The sequence below is a fragment of the Streptomyces sp. NPDC005402 genome (assembly GCF_040606575.1).
GTDB lineage: Bacteria > Actinomycetota > Actinomycetes > Streptomycetales > Streptomycetaceae > Streptomyces.
In genome coordinates, this window is record NZ_JBEXFB010000027.1 from 54,091 (window position 1) to 72,499 (window position 18,409).

Sequence of the window (18,409 nt, forward strand, 5' to 3'; positions counted from 1 at the left end):
TCCCGGATCGCGGCGACGGGCTGTTCGCCGAGCCGTTCAGGCCCGGGCGTGGCGGGGTTCGCCACCGTCGGAGAGCAGCTCGTCGAACAGGGCCCGGTAGTGCACCATGGCACCCCGCAGTTGTTCGGTGGTCGCCTCGTGCCGGGTGCTGAGCGCATCGACATCGTGGGCGGCCCGATAGTGCTCGAGCGTGCGGCCGTGCTCGACCGACAGGTCCCTGAGCTGTTGTTCGAAGTCCTGGGTCGGGTAGCCGCGCTCGTGCATCAAGGAGGTCACCAGGCGGTCCGCGTCGTGAACGGCGTCCTCTGGACGGTCCACGAACTCTTCCTGCACATTGGTCCAGTCCCGGGTGTACCGATCCCGGACAGTGCCGTCCAGCGGCTTGATGTCCAGCGAGTCATGCCGCTTCTCGCGGGCCCTGAGCTCACGCTCGCCGGCCGCGCGGCTGTCGGCATCCTCCATCGTTCGTGCATACTCCGGACCGAAGCGTTCGCGCAGCTTCTTGCGGCGCACGACCAGCCAGGCCATGACGGCCACCACGGCGATCACCACCACGATGGGAATGATGATCGCTAGCATCGTCCCAGTTGACATCGGGCAGACCCCCTAACGCGCGCCCTATATGCCCTCTTTATGACAAGTTGCCGCTGCTTCCGCGTTGAAACGGAGATGCGCAGGCGAATCGCCACGAACAGGCATATCCGGCCCTAGGGGGTCTACAACATCGACTGCGAAAGTGCGGGTGCCGGACAGCTCAAGACCGGAGATGAGCCGGCTGCGCGGCATCGGCCGCGACCGTCAGGAACCGCCCGGGAACATCCTGCTCCGCCTAGCGCGACGACGGTACGTGGATGCTGGAGTTCCCAGGGCCGGGCACCCGCCACCCCTGCTGATCACCCACGACGGCGACGCCCGCTACCTCACCGCCCGCATGCCACCGAATGTCTGCCCGCCCGCACCACCGTGCTGCTCCGCACCGACGGACTGATCGAACGCCGCGGCGAAGGTCTGGATGCGTGCATGACCCCACTGCGCCCGTACGCCGCCGCTCTCTCCCGCGAGCCACTGGAGACCTTCTGCGACGAACTCCTCACCGGCCTGGCTTGCCCACTCCAGCGCTCAGGCGATGACCGATCCCATGGCGCAGGCGGAGCGGACGGTGGAGCTGACCGACGCGTACGAGACGGCCTCGCAGCACTGGCGGCAGTTGGCCGGAGGGGTTCAGTCCGCCGTCACCGCTCACGCCAAACGGCCGGACAGGCCCCGCTTCGACACCGAGGGCGCGGTACGAACCAAGGCCCGGCGTCCGCGGCCGGAACCACAGCCTGCAGCAGCGTAGAAGCAGGGAGTACGGCGCTCTCCTGCGGAAGGCTCGGGCGTATGCCCGCACGATGATGCCGGACAGGCGGCGCAGAGCAGCCGGGCGAATTGCGGTGACGTCAGCAGCATGGGGCGCGGACGGCGGTGGCGAGCAGCAACCCGGTCGGAAAGATGCCGCTGTGGCATGCGCACCCGTCTCCCGCACTGCTCCCGGGGAAACGGCGCCAGGGTTTACAGCCAGTGGAAGTGCGGTTCGCTTTGCTGGAGCTGGGCGTCGGTCTGCGTAGGCCCTGGTTGCCTTCTAGCGGCAGGGGGTACGGCACCGTGTCCCGTCCTCCCCCGGGCGATGAAGGCGGGCAGGCTGTGCGGTGCCATGGCGGGCGGGCCGCGATGGCACGCCAGCGCCAGCTCCGGACGGCGGAGGTCGCCGACCAGCCCAGCAGGAATGTCGGCAACGTCGTGCCCGTGAGTCTTCGCCAACTCGCCGCGGGCAGCCCGGGCGGTCCTTCACCTCATACCCCCGTACGGTCTACCTGACCGCCCTTCCGATGCCGAGACCGCGCATCCGGCGTGCTGCCGCACTGCACCGGCACGACCAAGATCCGGACCAGGCCCGGGCCCCTTTTGGTCGGGCAGCCCGACTTCCGCGGCAGCGCCGGAATGGGTCATGAAATGCCCAAAATATTGCAAGGTGGAATAATCGACTTAACTTGGGAACGCCGTCACCGGTGTCCCCCCACCGACCGCGAAAAGGCGGATCCGACCATGTCGAAGAAACCACGTTCGTCCGAGCCACCGCACGGAAAGGGTCCCAGCCGTCACCAGGGCACCGGACAGCACGGCTGGTCGCCCGATGTGGACGAGACGCGCCAGCAGGACAACCCGAGCGCCGAACGCTCCTTCCGTGCCGAGCATGCCGGCAAGCCCGGTCCGGGCCGGACGAAGTCCGCCGAGGAGATGAAGTCCGTCCCCGGTGACACGGTCGAGAGCCCGAACGCGAGCGGCGAGCAGTACGGCGACGCGGACGAGAAGGGCAGGCGCGACACCGGACACAAGGGCCGCTCCCAGCGCCCCAGCGGCACGAAGGACGCTGCCGCCAAGACCGGCGTGGACCCACAGGATCCGCCGTCCGGGCGCTGACCGGATCACCCCTCCGATCGGGCCAGGACGGCAGGCTCCTCGTCCAGCGACACCCCTGTCAGCAGATCCGCGGCAGCTGCTCCCCGATCGGCAGATCGACCACCCGCGTCCCGCCCAGGCCGGTCTGTGCCACGACCATGCCGGGATGGTCCTCCACGGCCTCACCGATGATCACGGAGTCCGCGCCCAGCGGATGGGCGCGCATCGCCCCGAGGACGGCGTCGGCGTGCTCGCGCGGGACGAAGGCCACCAGCTTGCCCTCGTTGGCGATGTACATGGGGTCCAGTCCGAGAATGGCGCAGGCGTTGGCCACAGCCGGCGGGACCGGGACGTCGCGCTCCTGGATGACCACCCCGGTCCCGGAGGCCTGCGCGATCTCATTGAGCGAGGCGGCCAGGCCGCCTCGGGTGGGGTCGCGCAGGACGTGCAGATCAGAGGTGACGGCGAGCATGGCGTCGACCAGGCCACCGAGCGCCGCGCAGTCGCTCTTGATCTCCACTCCGAATTCCAGTCCCTCGCGCACGCTCATGACCGCCACCCCGTGGACGCCGATGGCGCCGCTGACGATCACGACGTCGCCGGGGACGACCCGCTGAGGGCGCAGATCGACGCCCGCCGGGACGAGGCCGATGCCCGCGGTGTTGATGTAGATCCCGTCGCCGTGGCCGGCCTCCACCACCTTGGTGTCGCCGGTGGCCACCTCCACACCGGCGGTGCGCGCGGCCACGCCCAGCGCCTCGGACACGCGCGTGACCACGTCGAGCTCGACGCCCTCTTCCAGGATGAATCCGCAGGAGAGGTAGGCGGCGCGGGCGCCGCTCATGGCGAGATCGTTGACGGTGCCGTTGACCGCCAGGTCGCCGATGCTGCCGCCGGGGAAGAACAGCGGCCGCACCACGTAGGAGTCGGTCGAGAACGCCAGCCGGGCACTGCCCAGGGAGAGGACGGCGGCGTCACCCATCTGGGCGAGCACCTCGCCCCCGAAAGCGGGAGCGAAGATCTGCTGGACCAGTTCGGCGGAGAGCACTCCGCCGCCGCCGTGGCCCATGACGACCCGCGGCCGGTCCCGCAGCGGCGCCGGACACGTCCACGCCTCGACGTCCAGGGCGGGGACGGGGAGATCGGTGGTGTCAGACAACTGGGGTCGCCTCCTGGGCCTTGGTGGCGGGCATGTCCAGCCGCCGGTAGAGGTAGTACGCGGCGCAGGCTCCCTCGCTGGAGACCATGGTGGCCCCCAGCGGTGTACGAGGCGTGCACAGCGTGCCGAAGGCCTCGCACTCGTGCGGCTTGAGCAGCCCCTGCAGGACCTCTCCGCTGCGGCACTCGGCCGGCTCCTGGGTGCGGATGCCCTCGACGGAGAAGCGGTGCTCGGCGTCGTAGGCGCGGTACTTCGGCGCCAGCCGCCAGCCGCTCTGCGGGATCACCCCGATGCCGCGCCAGGCGCGGTCGGTGACCTCGAAGACGTCCTCCAGCATGGCCCGGGCAGCCGGGTTGCCCTCCGAGCGAACGGCACGGGCGTAGGCGTTGTCGACGGTGTGCTCACCGCGTTCCAGCTGCCGGACGGTCCGGCGCACGCCTTCGAGGATGTCCAGTGGCTCGAAGCCCGTCACGACGATCGGCACCCGGAAGCGCTCCGCCAGTTCCGGGTACTCCCCCATGCCCATCACGCTGCAGACATGGCCGGCCGCGAGGAAGCCCTGCACCCGGCAGCTCGGCGACGACATGATGGCCTCGATGGCGGGCGGTACGCGGACATGGGACACCAGCATGCTGAAGTTCGGAATGCCCAGCTTCCGGGCCTGATGAACCGTCATGGCGTTGGGAGGTGCGGTCGTCTCGAAGCCGATGCCGAAGAACACCACCTCGCGGTCCGGGTTCTGCTGGGCGATCCGCAGCGCGTCGAGCGGTGAGTAGACGACGCGCACGTCACCGCCCTCTCCGCGGACCTGGAACAGGTCACGTCCGGTGCCAGGCACGCGCAGCATGTCACCGAAGGAACAAAAGATCACCTCCGGTCGGGAGGCGATCTCCAGAGCCTTGTCGATGACCTCCAGCGGAGTCACACACACCGGACAGCCGGGTCCGTGAATCAACTCGACCTTTTCCGGCAGGAGTTGGTCGATGCCGTGGCGGATGATGCTGTGCGTCTGCCCTCCGCACACCTCCATCAGGGCCCACGGCCTGGTCACCGTGGCGTGAATGTCGTCGAGGAGCCGGCGTGCCAGCTCCGGGTCCTGGAACTCGTCGATGTACTTCACTTGTTACGCACCTCTTCCACCGGTTCCGAGCCCGCCGCCTCCGCCGCCGCCGTTTCCCAGGGATCACCGAACTCCTCCTGCAACAAGCCGAGTTCGGCGAAGAGTTCGAGCGTCTGCCGCGCCGACTCCTCGTCCAGCCGCTGCAGGGCGAACCCGACGTGGACGATGGCGTACTCGCCGACCTGGAGGTCGGGCAGATACTCCAGGCACACCTCCTTGACCACGCCGCCGAAGTCGACGGTGGCCATCCGGGTGCCGTCCCGTTCCTCGATGTCCAGCACTCTGCCGGGTACCGCCAGGCACATGAGCCTCTCCTCGCTGTGGGTCGCGCGTTTGCTCAGTCGGTGGGAGTGAGTGTGGGAGTGGCGCGGGCGGCCACCATCAGTTGGCCCAGCGCCAGGCCACCGTCGTTGGGCGGCACCAGGTGGTGCCGCAGGACCGTGAAGCCGTCCTCGCGCAGGGTGGCGGCACAGGCCGAGGAGAGCAGCGTGTTGGCGAACACGCCTCCCGTCAGGACGACAGAGTCCAGCCCGTGCCGCTCTCGCGCCCGCGCGCACATCCGGTGCACCAGGCCGGTCACGCCCCGGTGGAAGCGCGCGGCGACCAGGGCCGGCTCGACACCCACGCGCAGGTCGCCGACGATCGCCGCGAGTACGGGTGCCGCATCGGCCCGTACGACGCCGTCCCGGTTCTCCTCCGACGCGTGCAGCGCGAAGGCGTACGCGGTGGTGTCGTCAGCCGGTGCGTGCAGGGCCGCCCCCTCCAGTTCGACGGCGGCCTGTGCCTCGTACCCGGCCAGGTGGCACACCCCGGCGAGAGAAGACACCGCGTCGAAGAGCCGGCCCATGCTCGACGTGGGGACACAGTTCAGGCCGCGGTCCAACTGCCGTTCCAGGACCTGGAGTTCGTCGGGCGGGCAGGCGGTCGTACAGGCGAGGTCGTCGGACCAGTCGATCCCGGCCGCCCTCAGATGGGCCAGCGCCATGCGGTACGGCCGGCGCACCGCGGCGTCACCACCGGGCAGTGGAACATACGCGAGATGTCCGAACCGGGTGAAGCGGTCGTAGTCCGCGACCAGGAACTCCCCGCCCCACACGGCGCCGTCATCGCCATGGCCGGTGCCGTCGAAGGCGACGCCGATCACCGGCCGGGTGCCGTCCAGTCCGTGCTCGGCCATGGCGGCGGCGATGTGCGCGTGATGGTGCTGGACGCGTACGACGGGCCGGTGCGCCGCGTTCCGGTCGGCCCATCCGGCGGAGCGGTAGCCAGGATGCCGGTCGGAGACCAGGGTCTCGGGGCGCACCCCGGTAATGGACTCCAACTGCGCCACCGCGCGCTCGAAGACCCTCTGTGTGCCTACGTCGTCCATGTCGCCGATGTGCGCCGACAGCCAGGCCTGCCGGTCCGTCCCGAGACAGAAGGCGTTCTTCAGGTCGCCGCCGACGGCGAGGGCCGGACGCACGGGCAGTGGGAGGGAGACCGGCAACGGGGCGTAGCCACGCGAGCGGCGGACCACCAGTGGCTCCCCGTCGCAGACGCGGACCACGGAGTCGTCGCACGGGACGTGGATCGGCCGGTCGTGCGTGAGCCAGGCGTCGGCCAGGTGCCCGAGTCGCTCCAGCGCCTCGTCGTCGTCGGTGACGATGGGCTCACCGGACAGGTTGCCGCTGGTCATGACGAGCAGCCTGGGGCCGTCCGGGTCGCCGGGCAGACCGAGCAGCAGATGGTGCACGGGCGTGTAGGGCAGCATCAGGCCGAGGTCGGGACTGCCGGGTGCCACGGCCTCGGCGGGCCGGGGATCCCCGCCGGCGTGCGGACGCCTCCTCACCAGGACGACCGGCCTGGCACGGCCTTCGAGCAGGCGCCGCTCCGCCGGGCTCAGCCGGACGAGGTGACGGACGTCGTCCGCGGTCTTGGCCATGACGGCGAACGGCTTGTCCCCGCGCGCCTTTCGCCGGCGCAGCAGGGCGACCGCATCCTGGTTCGAGGCATCGCAGGCCAGGTGGTAGCCGCCCAGGCCCTTCACGGCGAGGATCGCGCCCCGCGTCAGCAGCGCGCGGGCGTCGGTGAGCGGGTCCGCCCCCTCGACATTCCCGATCCGTGCCTCCTGGGCGAGGACCAGCCGCAGGCGGGGCCCGCAGGCCGGGCAGGCGACCGGCTGCGCGTGGAACCGGCGGTCGGCCGGATCCGCGTACTCCCGGGCGCAGTCGGCGCACATCGTGAAGCCGGCCATGGTGGTGTTCGCCCGGTCGTACGGCACGCCGGTGACGATCGTGAAGCGCGGGCCGCAGTGCGTGCAGTTGACGAACGGGTGCCGGTGGCGCCGGTCCGCCGGGTCGGCCAACTCGGCGAGGCAGTCGGCGCAGGTGGCGGAGTCGGGGGAGACCAGGGTGCGGGCCGGTCCGCCGGTGCGCGAGGTGAGGATGGTGAACGCGGTGCCGCCGACGGGAGGCATCTCCCGGTGGTGGACGGACTCCACGCGGGCCAGCGGCGGCGCCTGGGCGGCGATCAGGTCGCAGAACCGGGCCACGGCCGAGGCGTTGCCCTCGACCTCCGCGACGACGCCCTCCGGGGTGTTGGTCACGTGTCCGGCCAGGGCGAGTTCGGTGGCAAGGCCGTAGAGGTAGGGCCTGAAGCCAACGCCCTGTACCACTCCCCGGACGGTGACCCGGCGACGTCGTGGAGTCTTCTCGGCGACGGCGGTCGGAACCTGCGGACCGCTCACGAGTGGGTGCGGGCCATGGTGCCGGTGGCCTCCGGGTGCGGGTGAGTGTGGTGATGAGGCTGCCGGGTCATGACCGGCGAGTGGACAGGTGTGCCGTCGATGGCGGCCAGCGCCCGGTCGAGCAGCGCGCCGACTCCCTGTCCCCGACGTGCCGAAGTCAGGACCACCTCGACTCCGGGGTTGACCTGCTGCACATTCGCGCGGAACGCCGCCTCGTCGAACTCGACGGCCTCCGCGATGTCGGTCTTGGTGACCACCACGAGGTGGGCGAGGCCGAAGGCGGTGGGATACTTGAGTGGCTTGTCCTCGCCCTCCGTCACGGAGGCGAGGGTGACCCTCAGGGTCTCCCCCAGGTCGTAGGAGGCCGGGCAGACCAGGTTGCCGACGTTCTCCACGAACAGCAACCGGGTGTCGTCGGGCAGCCACCCGTCCAGGTGCCCGGCGAGCATCCCCGCCTCCAGATGGCACAGCCCGTCGGTGAGTACCTGCTTGACGGGAACCCCCGAACGCGCCAGCCGGGCCGCGTCGTTCTCGGTGGCCAGATCGGCGCTCAGTGCCGCGACGGGAACGCCTCGCTCCCGTGCCCGCAGCAGTTCGCGCTCCAGCAGCGCGGTCTTGCCGCTGCCCGGACTCGACAGCAGGTTGACGACCGCGATGCCTCGAGCCGCGAGGTGGGCGCGCAGTTCGTGGGCGCTCGCGTCGTTCTTCGCGAGTACGGCCTGCCGCAGGTCGACGACACGACACATGGTTCAGCGCTCCTCGGGGATCGGTTCGCGGGTGGGCGTGTGCGCGGGGCCGAGGCCGTCCTCCCAGTGCACGTCGAGGATCTGCAGTTCCCGGCCCGCGAGCAGGTCGGTCTGCGTACCGCCGCACGCGGGGCAGGTCAGCCGGGGCGGCATGCCGACGGCCCATTCGTGTACGCAGGGGGTGCAGCGGGCCCACCCCGGCACCGCTTCCGTGATCAGTTCGGCGCCTTCCAGCAGGGTTCCGGCGCAGGCCAGTTCGAAGGAGAAGGCGAGTGCGTCGGGTACGACGCCGGCCAGTTCGCCCACCTGGAGCCGTACCGATCGCACCACCGTGACGCCTTTGGCCCGTGCGGCGGCCTCTTCCACCTGGTCGACGACGGCCAGCGCGATGGACATCTCGTGCATGGTTGCCGTCCTTCCGTCCGCGGCTGCCTCCGGTCGGCCTTCATTAGAGGCGCGCGCGGCCGGGTCGCACGGCCCGGCACGCCGTGGCCGGCCGGCGGGTACGCCGTTCGACGCAACCGCGCGGCACACCGGTGGCTCCCACGGTTCACATCCGTCGGATCCGTAGGTAGCGCCGGACGTCGGGAAGCACCTCGGCGACGACAGCGATCAGGGCGGCGAGGGCCGCTCCGCCGATGACGATCTTCTTCATCCCGTCTCTCCTCATGTCGAGATCCCACCGGCCGTGGCCCGCGGCGCGGACTCTCCCGGCTCCCCGTGCCTCAGCAGCCTTTCGATCAGCCGGACGGCCTCGGGTACGGCGTCGGACACCGGCGGGCTGAGACCGATGCCCTCGTCCACCGAGGCCGGTTCGCATCCCACGACCAGGACGCGGCGTGGTGGCTCGCCGCCGGTCCCGGCGCACAGGGTGCCCAGCAGCGCCAGGACGGCGTCGGGGGTCATCCGGTGGCCGTCCAGTGTGGCCGCGGGGGGCGAAGGGCTGCCGCCGATGTCGTGTTCGATCACGTACAGCGTGCCGGGGGCTTCGCCGCGTGCCGTGGCGTCCACGAGAACGAGGGTGTCGTAGCCGTCCAGCAGCTGATAGGCGAGGTGCACCCCGCGCACCCCGATGTCCACGACCTCGATGTGTCCGGGCAGGTCGTGCTCGGCGAGCCGGCGGGCGGTCTCCACACCGAAGCCGTCGTCTCCGAGGAAGACATTGCCGATGCCCGCCACGAGCGTCCTTGGACCAGGCGGTGGGGGAAGGTTCATACGTCGTCCTCCAGCGGTGTGACCTCGTCGGGCTGGAAGTACAGGAACCGTCCCTGCTCGCGGCGGACGTCGGCGCCCGGGTCGCCCTCGACGGTGACCGCCAGGTGCACCCCGCCGTCCACGTCGTGCAGCACCCCTTCGACCTTCGCGGTGCGGCCCCGCAGGAAGATGTCCTGCGCGTCGGTGCGCCGCGCCCCCGGACGCAACTCGACGCGGCTGCCCTTGCCCACCGACCGGCCGTCCACGACCACCCGGTCCCGCTCGGGGTCGAAGCCCGCGTCGCTCGCGGGGTCCCACCAGGGGGTGTCCTGCCGCATCACCCCGTATTCGTCGGGGAAGCCGCCGTCCGGGGCGGCGGGGCCGGGACCGGTCACCTCGCGCAGGCTCCGCACCGCCCCGTGCAACCGCTCCAGAACCTCGGCCGGCATCGAGTCCGCCAGTTCGATCACGGCGGCCGCCCGCTCGTCGGTGCCCCGGGCCTCGCGTTTCTCCTCGTCGGTGAGGGCCGCGGTGCGCAGCGCGAGGATCTCGTCGATCTCCGTGGCGTCGTAGAGCGCGCCGGGACTCTCCGGCGCGATGGCCGGATGGTCCTCCAGGATGATCGGCGAGGACAGCACGAGGTCCGCACGGCCGGCTTCGCCCGCGAGTACGGGCCAGGTGTGCAGGTTGCGGCAGCCAGCCACCGCGCCCTTCGCCCACTCAGGGGGATCGGTCATCGACAGGAAGGAGCCGGAGCTGAGGGCCATGAGGAGGTGGGTGGCCACCAGGGAGTGCGGCAACGCCGCCTCCCGGTCCACTCCGCGGCCCTCGGAGGGTGTCCAGTCGCTGGTGTTCTCGATGACGGCGGTCAGCCGCATGGCCTGGTAAGGACCGTCGAGGTCGAGGGCGGAGAGCCGTACCGTCCCGCTGATCTCTTCGCAGCGCCGGACCAGTCGGCCGACGGTGCGGCCGGCCTCGTCCAGGACCGGCTCGGTGTCCTCGCGGGCGGGGAGTCGGAAGGGGTACGTGACGCCGTCGCCGAGGAGGTCGTCGACCGACGCGACCACCTCGACGCGCTCCTCGCTTCCCTCGTCCCAGGGCACCAACACCCGGTCGTCGAGGCGGAGTTCGGGCACCGTGTCGAAGCCGCCGTCCGGACGGGCCCGCTGCACCGTGCGCCTTCGGGCGTGCAGGAAGCGCACCTCGACCGAGAGGGTCGCCCCCGCCTTCGGTTCCATCAGGCATTCGGTGTGCTGGAAGTCGTGCTCCTCGCACTCGGTGCCCCAGCCGGGTGGCACGAGCACCCCGAACTGCCAGCGCAGCCGGTTCTTGGCCGCCGAGGCGCGGTACGGGTAGAGCACATAGCCCTCGAAGAGGACGGCGTCGGCCACCTGCCGGGCGAGAGCGAAGCGCTCCTCGGTCTCGGGGGCGAACGCGGTCACGGTCACGGCTCGGTCCTTCCGGTGGTGGCGGTGAGGGCGCGCAGCGGGTCGTGCGCGGGCGGGTCGGCACCCTCCAGCAGCGCCGCGACGGTCGCCTCCCAGGAGGGAAGGGCGTGCCGGGAGCGGTAGGCGAGGAGGGCGTCCATGGTGTCGCGGGGCAGCCTGATCCAGCCGCAGCCGGGGAAGTGCTGCTCGACCATCTCCCGCCAGGCGGTGACGGGCATCCGGAAGGCCGCCTCGCGGTCCCACGGGACGGGCTCCACCTGGAAGCCGCCGGTTCCGGTGAACGCCGTACCGGAGAAGAGCATCAGCAGGGGGACCTCGCCGTCGGTGAGGGCGGTGAGGTAGCGGGTGGCGGCGATCTCCATGTCGTAGGTGCAGGGAACGACGAGGTCGGTCTCGATCTCTCCGGTGAAGCTCGGGACCATGACCGAGACCTGGGCGAACTGCACCGGCTGGAGGGTGCTGCCCCAGCGTGAGCGCTCGCCGAAGAGGTCCGCGAGACCGTCCGCCTCGGCGGGCGCGTAACCGCGGCGGGCGGGCTCGATGCGGATCTGACAGCGCAACGCGAGGGCGTGCACGCGCGCGTTGTCGGCGGCGGTGACGCGCAGCCGGAAGACGAGGGTCGGTCCGGCGGCGTACCGGTCGGCGCGAACGCCGGTGCAGGCGAAGGAGAACGCGGTCACGGGTGACCCACCTCGCCCAGGGGCCGGACGCGTCGCGCGACGTTTGCGAAGAACGCGTCCAGCGCGGCGCGGGCTTCGGCTCCACCGTCGAAGCCCTGCCACAACAGGCGCATACGGCCGACGAGTTCGTAGCAGATGTCGATGGGTACGAGGTGGCACTCGAAGCGGCCGTCGGTGCGGCGCAGCAGCAGCGCCTCCACGTCGGGTTCGAGCAGTTCGGCGAGGCGGCTGCCGCCGAGGATGTCCGTCCACGTGGCCGGGTCGAGTTCGCTCTCGGTGGCTCCGGCCGGGCTCGGGTAGAGGGCGACCAGCCGGTCGAGCGCCGCGTTGCGGAAGAGGAAGGCGACGCCGACCGGGATCTGCAGCGCCTCCCACGCGCTCTCGTCGAGGCGGTGTCCGGGGTCGGTGAGGTAGCGGGCCGGGACTGTACGGAAGCGGCCAGCGGCGGCGCCCGGCTGCTCCATCAGCAGCGCGCACGGTGGGCAGGCGCAGACGAGGGCGCGTTTCTCGGTGTCGACGAGATGACGGTGGCCCGCCTCCACCGCCACGGCGCACAGCTCACACCGTTCGGGCTGCGGAGGCTTCTCGGTGAGGAACCTCCGCAGGCCGGGCGGGCGCGTCGCCGGGGACGCTGTCATCGGGCCCCCGTCGGTGCCGTGCCGATCTGGAGGAGCGTCGGCCCCGCCGGGGCGGTCTGTACGTCGACCGCTCTGACCTCCGGTGCGAAGCAGGCGAGCGCTGCCTCCGCGGCCTCCCGGGCACCCGTGCCGGAGCCGCAACCGCAGCCGCCGGCCTCCCGGGCCCGCACCGTCAGGGTGCCGCTCTCCTCGTCGAAGCCCACCACCTCCAGGGTGTGTTCCGGGACACCGTCGAGGGCGCGGGCGATGCGGGTGTCGCGGTCCTCGGGGTGCAGGTCGTGCAGGACGAGCAGGCTCGCGACCAGTTCGTCACCGAGCAGTCCCGCCGGGAGTTCGCCGGGAGCGGCGGACAGCAGGTGGAGCATGCGGGCCAGGCCGGCACCGTAGAAGTCCATGAGGGACCGGACGAGTTCCTCCGCCGCCGCGGCGGCGGCCGGGTCGCCGCTCTCGGCCAGCCTGTCGAGGACCTCCTCGACCCGGCGCCCGGTCTGCTCCGTGGAGCTGACCGCGCTCATCCGCCCAGTCCGCTCAGGCCGGTGGGCACGTGCATCGACTTCACCGTCTTGCCGCCGCCTACGTACATGTGGACGCCACAGGGCAGACAGGGGTCGAAGCTGCGGACGGCGCGCATGATGTCGATGCCCTTGAAGTTCTCCGGCGTGTTCTCCTCGAAGATGGGCGTGTTCTGCACGGCGTCCTCGTACGGGCCGGGCGTGCCGTAGGTATCCCGGACGCTGGCGTTCCAGGGGGTCGGCGGGTACGGGTGGTAGTTGGCGATCTTGCCGTCCCGGATCACCATGTGGTGGGAGAGGACACCGCGGACCGCCTCGGTGAAGCCGACGCCGATGCTCTCGTCCGGAACCTCGAACTTCTCCCAGGTCTGGGTGCGTCCGGCGCGGACCTCCGCCAGTCCCTTCTCCGCGCAGTGCAGGGCGACGGCGGCGGCGTACGCCTGGAAGTACGTGCGGGCGCGGTTGCGCTCCAGCGCGTTGGACCACTTCGGGATCTTCCACTCGAAGGTGGTCTCCGGCTTGGTCATGGTGCGGGGCAGGTTGATGACCACGCTGTGGCCGGTGGCCTTGACGTACCCGATGTCGACGAGACCGGACAGGGCGGTCGACCACAGGCGGGCGATGGGGCCGCCACCGGTGTCCAGGGCGAGGTGGTCCTTGCCGTCGAACCAGCGCGGGGACATGACCCAGCTGTACTTGTCGTCGAAGTTCCGCTTCTGCGGGGTGGGGATGGTGTGCTGGTTCCACGGGTGGCGCGGGTCCACCGGGTTGCCGAGCGGGTCGTGGGTGACGAACTGTTCCTGGCCCTGCCAGTCCTCGTAGTAGGAGCTGCCCAGCAGGATGCGGATGCCGAGGTTGATCTCGGTGAGGTCGTTGGTGACGAGCTTGCCGTCCACGATGATGCCGGGGGTGACGAACATGCGCCGGCCCCAGTCGGTCATGTTGGCGTAGGTGAAGTCGCAGTACTCGGGGTCGTTGAGCGCGCCCCAGCAGCCGAGCAGGACACGTCGGCGGCCCACTTCCTCGTACCCGGGCAGCGCCTCGTAGAAGAAGTCGAACAGGTCGTCGTGAAGGGGCACGACGCGCTTCATGAACTCCACGTAGCGCATCAGCCGACTGAGGTAGTCGGTGAAGAGCTGCACGGAGGCGATGGTTCCGACGCCGCCCGGATAGAGCGTGGAGGGGTGCACATGGCGGCCCTCCATCAGGCAGAACATCTCGCGCGTGTAGCGGCTGACCTGGAGGGCCTCGCGGTAGAACTCGCCCTCCAGGGGGTTGAGCGAGCGCATGATGTCGGCGATCGTGCGGTAGCCGTGCTCCGCGGCGTGCGGGGCCTCGGTGCGCTCGGCGAGTTCGAGGACGCCGGGGTTGGTCTCCTTGACCATCTTCTCGCAGTAGTCGACCCCGACCAGGTTCTCCTGGAAGATGTTGTGGTCGAACATGTACTCCGCGGACTCGCCGAGGTTGATGATCCACTCGGCGAGGTGCGGGGGCTTCACGCCGTACGCCATGTTCTGGGCGTACACCGAGCAGGTGGCGTGGTTGTCACCGCAGATGCCGCAGATGCGGCTGGTGATGAAGTGGGCGTCGCGGGGGTCCTTGCCGCGCATGAAGACGCTGTAGCCGCGGAAGACCGACGAGGTGCTGTAGCACTCGGCGACTCGCTTCTGCTTGAAGTCGATCTTCGTGTGGATGCCCAGGCTGCCCACGATCCGGGTGATCGGGTCCCAGGCCATCTCCACCAGGCCGCTGCCGTCGTCGGCCGCCTTCGTCGTCGGTGCCATCTGTGTGCCGTGCCCTTCGTTGCGCGGGAGGTTCGGGTGGGGGGTGCATGCACGAGAACGGGGAGCGGATCTCTGCGGCGGACGCTCACCACGGGGGTCGGTATCCGGTGGTGATCCTGTCTCCGGTACGGCGCCACTTGGGTTCCTTGTCCACCGTCTTGGCCGTGATCGACCGCAGCTTGCGGACCACGGCGCCGTACGCTCCGCTGGCGTTGCTCGACACCTTGGCGCCGGGGGGTTCGTCCATGAACGGCATGAACTTGTCGGGGAAGCCGGGCATGGTGCAGGCGATGCAGATGCCACCGACGTTGGGGCAGCCGCCGATCCCGTTCATCCAGCCGCGCTTGGGCACGTTGCACTTGACGACCGGGCCCCAGCAGCCGAGCTTGACCAGGCACGTCGGCGAGTCGTACGACAGGGCGAACTGGCCCTGCTCGTAGTAGCCCGCGCGGTCGCAGCCCTCGTGCACGGTGGCCCCGAACAGCCAGGTCGGGCGCAGCTTGTCGTCCAGCGGGATCATCGGGGCGGCGCCGGTCGCCTGGTAGAGCAGGTAGGTGAGCGTCTCGGAGAAGTTGTCGGGCTGGATCGGACAGCCGGGGACGCACACGATGGGGATGCCCGCGTGGGACTTCCAGTCCCAGCCGAGGTAGTCGGGCACGCCCATCGCGCCGGTCGGGTTGCCCGCCATGGCGTGGATGCCGCCGTAGGTGGCGCAGGTGCCGATGGCGACGACCGCCAGTGCCTTCGGGGCGAGCCGGTCGATCCACTCGCTGGTGGTGATCGGCTGGCCGGTCTCCGGGTTGTCGCCGAAGCCGCACCAATAGCCCTCCGGCTTGATCGCCTCGTTGGGGATGGAGCCCTCGACCACCAGGACGAACGGGTCGATCTCGCCCCGCTCCCCCTTGAAGAACCACTCGATGAACGTGTCCGAGCCGCCGACCGGACCGCACTCGAAGTCGATGAGCGGCCAGTGGACGGCGATCTTCGGAAGGCCCGGCAGCACACCGAGCACGATCTCCTCGATGCTGGGCTGCATGGCCGCGGTCAACGCGACCGAGTCACCGTCGCAGCTCAGGCCCGCGTTGATCCAGAGAATATGGATCGTGGGTGTCTCGTCGGCGGGCGCGCCGCTTGCGTCCGTAGCGCCGACCGTGTCCGGCGTCGCCTCAGTCATGGGACCGCCTCCTGGGGAGGTAAGGGATGAAAGCCCAGATTTCTACCATTCCGTCTCTTCGTATCAGCCGTTCGGTCGTGATGAGACGCCATTGAGGGCCGTTCCGGTGACATCCGGGGCGGAGGGGGTCGGACTGGTTTGCGCAACCTGGGCGGGACCGAGATGCGGCGGGGTGCACGCCGGCCGCTCCTTGTGGACGAAGGAACGACGCAGCGAGTGGTACGGGGCGTCCGGGTCGTCGAAGGTCCGGCGCATGCGGGCCAGCTCCTGCTCGCGGAAGCCGGCCAGCGGGGTCACGCTCTCCAGCCGGTCCAGCTCCGTCTTCTTCGCGGTGACCCGTGACGCCGTCGCCGGCAGTGCCGCCAGACGCGCCGCCAGGCCACCGACCTCCTGCGCGAACTCCTCAGGAGCACAGTCGACCACCCGGTCGACGAGCCCGAGGCGCAGTGCGCCCGCCGAGCTCACCGGCAGAGCCTCACGCATGAGCCGTTCCGCCGTCGCGGGCCCCACCCTGCGGGGCAGGGTGTACGTCCAGTACTCGGAGCCGTACAAGCCCATCAGGCGGTAGTGAGGGTTCAGCACGGTGCCCGAGCGGCACCACACCTCGTCTGCCGCCAGAGCGAGCATCACCCCGCCCGCAGCGGCGTTGCCCGCGACCGCCGCGACCACCAGTCGGTCCGTCGTCGTCAGGACAGCCTCGACCAGATCGTCGATGGCGTTGATGTTCGCCCAGGACTCGGCAGCGGGGTCGTCCGCGGCCTCGATGACGCCCAGGTGGATCCCGTTGGAGAAGAAGTCCCGTTCGCCGCCCAGCACCAGTACGGACGTGGGCCGCTCGCACGCTTCCCGGTAGGCGTCCAGCAAACGTCGGCACTGCCCCGCGCTCATGGCGCCGCCGGGGAAGGAGAACGAGAGGAACCCGACGTTCCCGTGCTCCCGGTATCGGATGTCCGTCCAGGTACGGTGCCGTACCTCGGGCAGCAGGGGCAGGGCCTGATCGGGCAAGGGCGGCAGCAGGTCGCCCAGTGCCCGCACGGCAGGCAGTTTGAACGTGGGCGGCTGCCCGGGCACGCGCCGGGGGCGCAGCTCGGGGATCCACACGGCGCCGTCCTTGGTGGCCCGGCACACCGCCCCGGCCCTGGTGGCCAGCAGCTCGCCCGGGCGACCGCGCAGCACGCTCTCGGGATGACCGCCGTGCAGATACCACTCACGGCCGAGCAGGACGTCCAGCACACCGGGCTGCGAGTCCGCCGCTCTCAGCTTGCGCAGGACGTCCTGTGTGGAGTCCTCGGCCCAGTCGATCCGCCGGACGCTCTGGTCGAGGTAGGGGCGGGGGCGCAGACGGGCGTCGGCCGTGCGTGCCACGTCCTGCTTGCGTGGTACGTGGGTTCCCTCCGCGAAGCGCTCCACCGCGAGCATGACGGCCTCGAGCGCGGCGTCGGCGATCTCGCCCCGGTACAGCTCGCTCTTGGGAACCGGAGGGACCCGGCACGGTACACAGGCCCACACGTCACCGGCGTCCATCTCCCCGTCGGCCTGCAGGACGGTGACGCCCCACTGGTCGACGCCCTCGTGAATCGCCCAGTCCAGGGAGGAGGGACCGCGGTCGCCCACGGGCCCCGGATGGACGATGAGGCAGGTGTGCGCCGCCCATACCTCCTCGGGAATCGCCGTCTTCAGCATCGGCGCCACGATGAGCTGCGGTGCATGCCGCCGCACGGTTTCGGGCAACGGGCTGCCGGGCAGGGCGAGTTCCACCGCCACGGTGTGGCCACGGTCGCGCAGCTCCGCGTGGACACGCTGGGTGAGGCTGTTGAACGCACTGGCCAGTAGCAGGATGTGCACGGCTGCCTCCGGGACGGACGAACGGCAGGCAGGGATGGCCGCCGGACGCGATCCTCGGGCAAGGCGGCCTGCCGTTCCCGACGACAGGCGGTCGGATCATCCGAAAGCGGGCGCCGATCCGCCGTCCGGCCTCACTGGCCACGGCCGACGGCCGCACCGACGGTCCGGCTCACCGAGCCGGCCGCGGTAAGTGCTCACATGCGTCGCAGGCCGCTGGTCATGCGCTCCCACCGGGAGCGGGTGGCACCGAAGTGGGTCTCGTGTGCCCAGATGTGGGTGCAGGACCGGCACTGCAGGTGAAGCAGGCTGCCGACGTGGGAAAGCAGGTAGCGCCAGTGCTCGGAACAGGTGCGCCCCTGCTCGCAGGTGGCGCACCCGCGATGGTCGTCGCAGTTCGGGCAGGCCACCCAGGCGCGCCGCCCGATGTCCGCCTGCGGGTCAAGCGGCAGCATCGCTGCCCCCTCTCCGAGGCAGCACACCGGCCGAGACCAGCTCGTCGTACACGCGCTGTTGCTCCGCGCTGAGGCCGGAATACAGCAGCTCATACGCCGCTTCCTCACCGCGCAGCACGGCGACGGGGTCCCAGTCGGGGCCGAGAGCGTCCAGGACATGAGCGCGCCGGAGCAGTTCATGTGAGCTCAGGTCGACGTCCAGGTCGACCGTCGGGAGCGAGTCGGGTCGGTCCGTCGCGGGCATGCTTTCCGCGGCGGTTTCGTCCGGTTCGCCTGGAAGGGCGCGGCCATGGGAGGACATGGGACCGAACGTAGGCAAGCGCTTCTCGCCCCGGCAAGAGCAGGTGGGAGAAGTCACAGCAGGCCCGCGCCCCCGCTGCGGAGGTCGGCCCGATCCCGCCGGAACACGTCAACACTTTGCTGAGGCCCCCTATATCGGGTTCGAGATCAAGATCCGGACACGACTTCACGAGGATCTCGGCTGATCCCTCAC

At 70.5% G+C, this 18,409-nt stretch carries 19 protein-coding genes; 2 read left to right on the forward strand and 17 right to left on the reverse strand.

Annotation, left to right across the window (positions count from 1 at the left end; genetic code table 11):
• Positions 1-36: 36 nt before the first annotated feature.
• Positions 37-594: a hypothetical protein gene (locus ABZT02_RS37730; protein ID WP_356026013.1), complete on the reverse strand. Its 558-nt coding sequence runs from the start codon at positions 592-594 to the stop codon at positions 37-39.
• 532 nt (positions 595-1,126) lie between these two features.
• Here ABZT02_RS37730 and ABZT02_RS37735 point away from each other — a divergent pair.
• Entirely contained in the window at positions 1,127-1,339 is a 213-nt protein-coding gene (locus ABZT02_RS37735; protein ID WP_356026015.1) for a hypothetical protein, read from the forward strand.
• A 746-nt stretch (positions 1,340-2,085) separates the two neighbouring features.
• Positions 2,086-2,460 carry a hypothetical protein gene (locus ABZT02_RS37740; RefSeq protein WP_356026018.1) on the forward strand — a complete coding sequence of 125 codons (375 nt, stop codon included), beginning with the start codon at positions 2,086-2,088 and terminating at the stop codon, positions 2,458-2,460.
• Between the two features lie 58 nt (positions 2,461-2,518).
• Here ABZT02_RS37740 and hypE read toward each other — a convergent pair whose 3' ends face one another.
• From hypE to ABZT02_RS37820, 16 genes are all read right to left on the reverse strand, one after another.
• A complete protein-coding gene (gene hypE, locus ABZT02_RS37745) occupies positions 2,519-3,598 on the reverse strand; it encodes a hydrogenase expression/formation protein HypE (protein ID WP_356026020.1) in 1,080 nt (359 codons plus the stop codon).
• The gene (gene hypD, locus ABZT02_RS37750) at positions 3,591-4,718 is read right to left on the reverse strand and encodes a hydrogenase formation protein HypD (protein ID WP_356026022.1); all 1,128 of its coding nucleotides are present in this window, start codon (positions 4,716-4,718) and stop codon (positions 3,591-3,593) included. The genes hypE and hypD overlap by 8 nt, the downstream gene beginning before the upstream one ends.
• Entirely contained in the window at positions 4,715-5,023 is a 309-nt protein-coding gene (locus ABZT02_RS37755) for a HypC/HybG/HupF family hydrogenase formation chaperone (RefSeq protein ID WP_079072410.1), read from the reverse strand. The genes hypD and ABZT02_RS37755 overlap by 4 nt, the downstream gene beginning before the upstream one ends.
• 32 nt (positions 5,024-5,055) lie before the next feature.
• Positions 5,056-7,443 (reverse strand): carbamoyltransferase HypF, encoded by a 2,388-nt coding sequence (gene hypF, locus ABZT02_RS37760; protein WP_356026025.1) that lies wholly within the window; start codon positions 7,441-7,443, stop codon positions 5,056-5,058.
• Entirely contained in the window at positions 7,440-8,189 is a 750-nt protein-coding gene (gene hypB / locus ABZT02_RS37765; RefSeq protein ID WP_356026027.1) for a hydrogenase nickel incorporation protein HypB, read from the reverse strand. Before hypB ends, hypF begins: the two co-directional genes overlap by 4 nt.
• 3 nt (positions 8,190-8,192) lie before the next feature.
• A complete protein-coding gene (locus ABZT02_RS37770; protein WP_356026029.1) occupies positions 8,193-8,594 on the reverse strand; it encodes a hydrogenase maturation nickel metallochaperone HypA in 402 nt (133 codons plus the stop codon).
• Positions 8,595-8,855: 261 nt separating this feature from the next.
• Entirely contained in the window at positions 8,856-9,404 is a 549-nt protein-coding gene (locus tag ABZT02_RS37775) for a hydrogenase maturation protease (protein ID WP_356026032.1), read from the reverse strand.
• Positions 9,401-10,831: a hypothetical protein gene (locus ABZT02_RS37780; protein WP_356026034.1), complete on the reverse strand. Its 1,431-nt coding sequence runs from the start codon at positions 10,829-10,831 to the stop codon at positions 9,401-9,403. The genes ABZT02_RS37775 and ABZT02_RS37780 overlap by 4 nt, the downstream gene beginning before the upstream one ends.
• Positions 10,828-11,511 (reverse strand): DUF6084 family protein, encoded by a 684-nt coding sequence (locus ABZT02_RS37785; protein ID WP_356026037.1) that lies wholly within the window; start codon positions 11,509-11,511, stop codon positions 10,828-10,830. The genes ABZT02_RS37780 and ABZT02_RS37785 overlap by 4 nt, the downstream gene beginning before the upstream one ends.
• Positions 11,508-12,149, reverse strand: coding sequence for a DUF5947 family protein (locus ABZT02_RS37790; protein WP_356026039.1), 642 nt, complete (start codon positions 12,147-12,149; stop codon positions 11,508-11,510). Before ABZT02_RS37790 ends, ABZT02_RS37785 begins: the two co-directional genes overlap by 4 nt.
• Positions 12,146-12,664 (reverse strand): hypothetical protein, encoded by a 519-nt coding sequence (locus ABZT02_RS37795; protein ID WP_356026041.1) that lies wholly within the window; start codon positions 12,662-12,664, stop codon positions 12,146-12,148. Before ABZT02_RS37795 ends, ABZT02_RS37790 begins: the two co-directional genes overlap by 4 nt.
• A complete protein-coding gene (locus tag ABZT02_RS37800) occupies positions 12,661-14,445 on the reverse strand; it encodes a nickel-dependent hydrogenase large subunit (RefSeq protein WP_356026043.1) in 1,785 nt (594 codons plus the stop codon). Before ABZT02_RS37800 ends, ABZT02_RS37795 begins: the two co-directional genes overlap by 4 nt.
• Before the next feature lie 85 nt (positions 14,446-14,530).
• Entirely contained in the window at positions 14,531-15,619 is a 1,089-nt protein-coding gene (locus ABZT02_RS37805) for a hydrogenase expression protein HypE (RefSeq protein ID WP_356026045.1), read from the reverse strand.
• A gap of 63 nt (positions 15,620-15,682) precedes the next feature.
• Entirely contained in the window at positions 15,683-17,464 is a 1,782-nt protein-coding gene (locus tag ABZT02_RS37810; protein WP_356026048.1) for a hydrogenase maturation protein, read from the reverse strand.
• Positions 17,465-17,658: 194 nt separating this feature from the next.
• Positions 17,659-17,916: a hypothetical protein gene (locus ABZT02_RS37815; RefSeq protein ID WP_125189208.1), complete on the reverse strand. Its 258-nt coding sequence runs from the start codon at positions 17,914-17,916 to the stop codon at positions 17,659-17,661.
• The gene (locus ABZT02_RS37820) at positions 17,903-18,217 is read right to left on the reverse strand and encodes a DUF6400 family protein (protein ID WP_356026051.1); all 315 of its coding nucleotides are present in this window, start codon (positions 18,215-18,217) and stop codon (positions 17,903-17,905) included. Before ABZT02_RS37820 ends, ABZT02_RS37815 begins: the two co-directional genes overlap by 14 nt.
• Between the last annotated feature and the right edge of the window lie 192 nt (positions 18,218-18,409).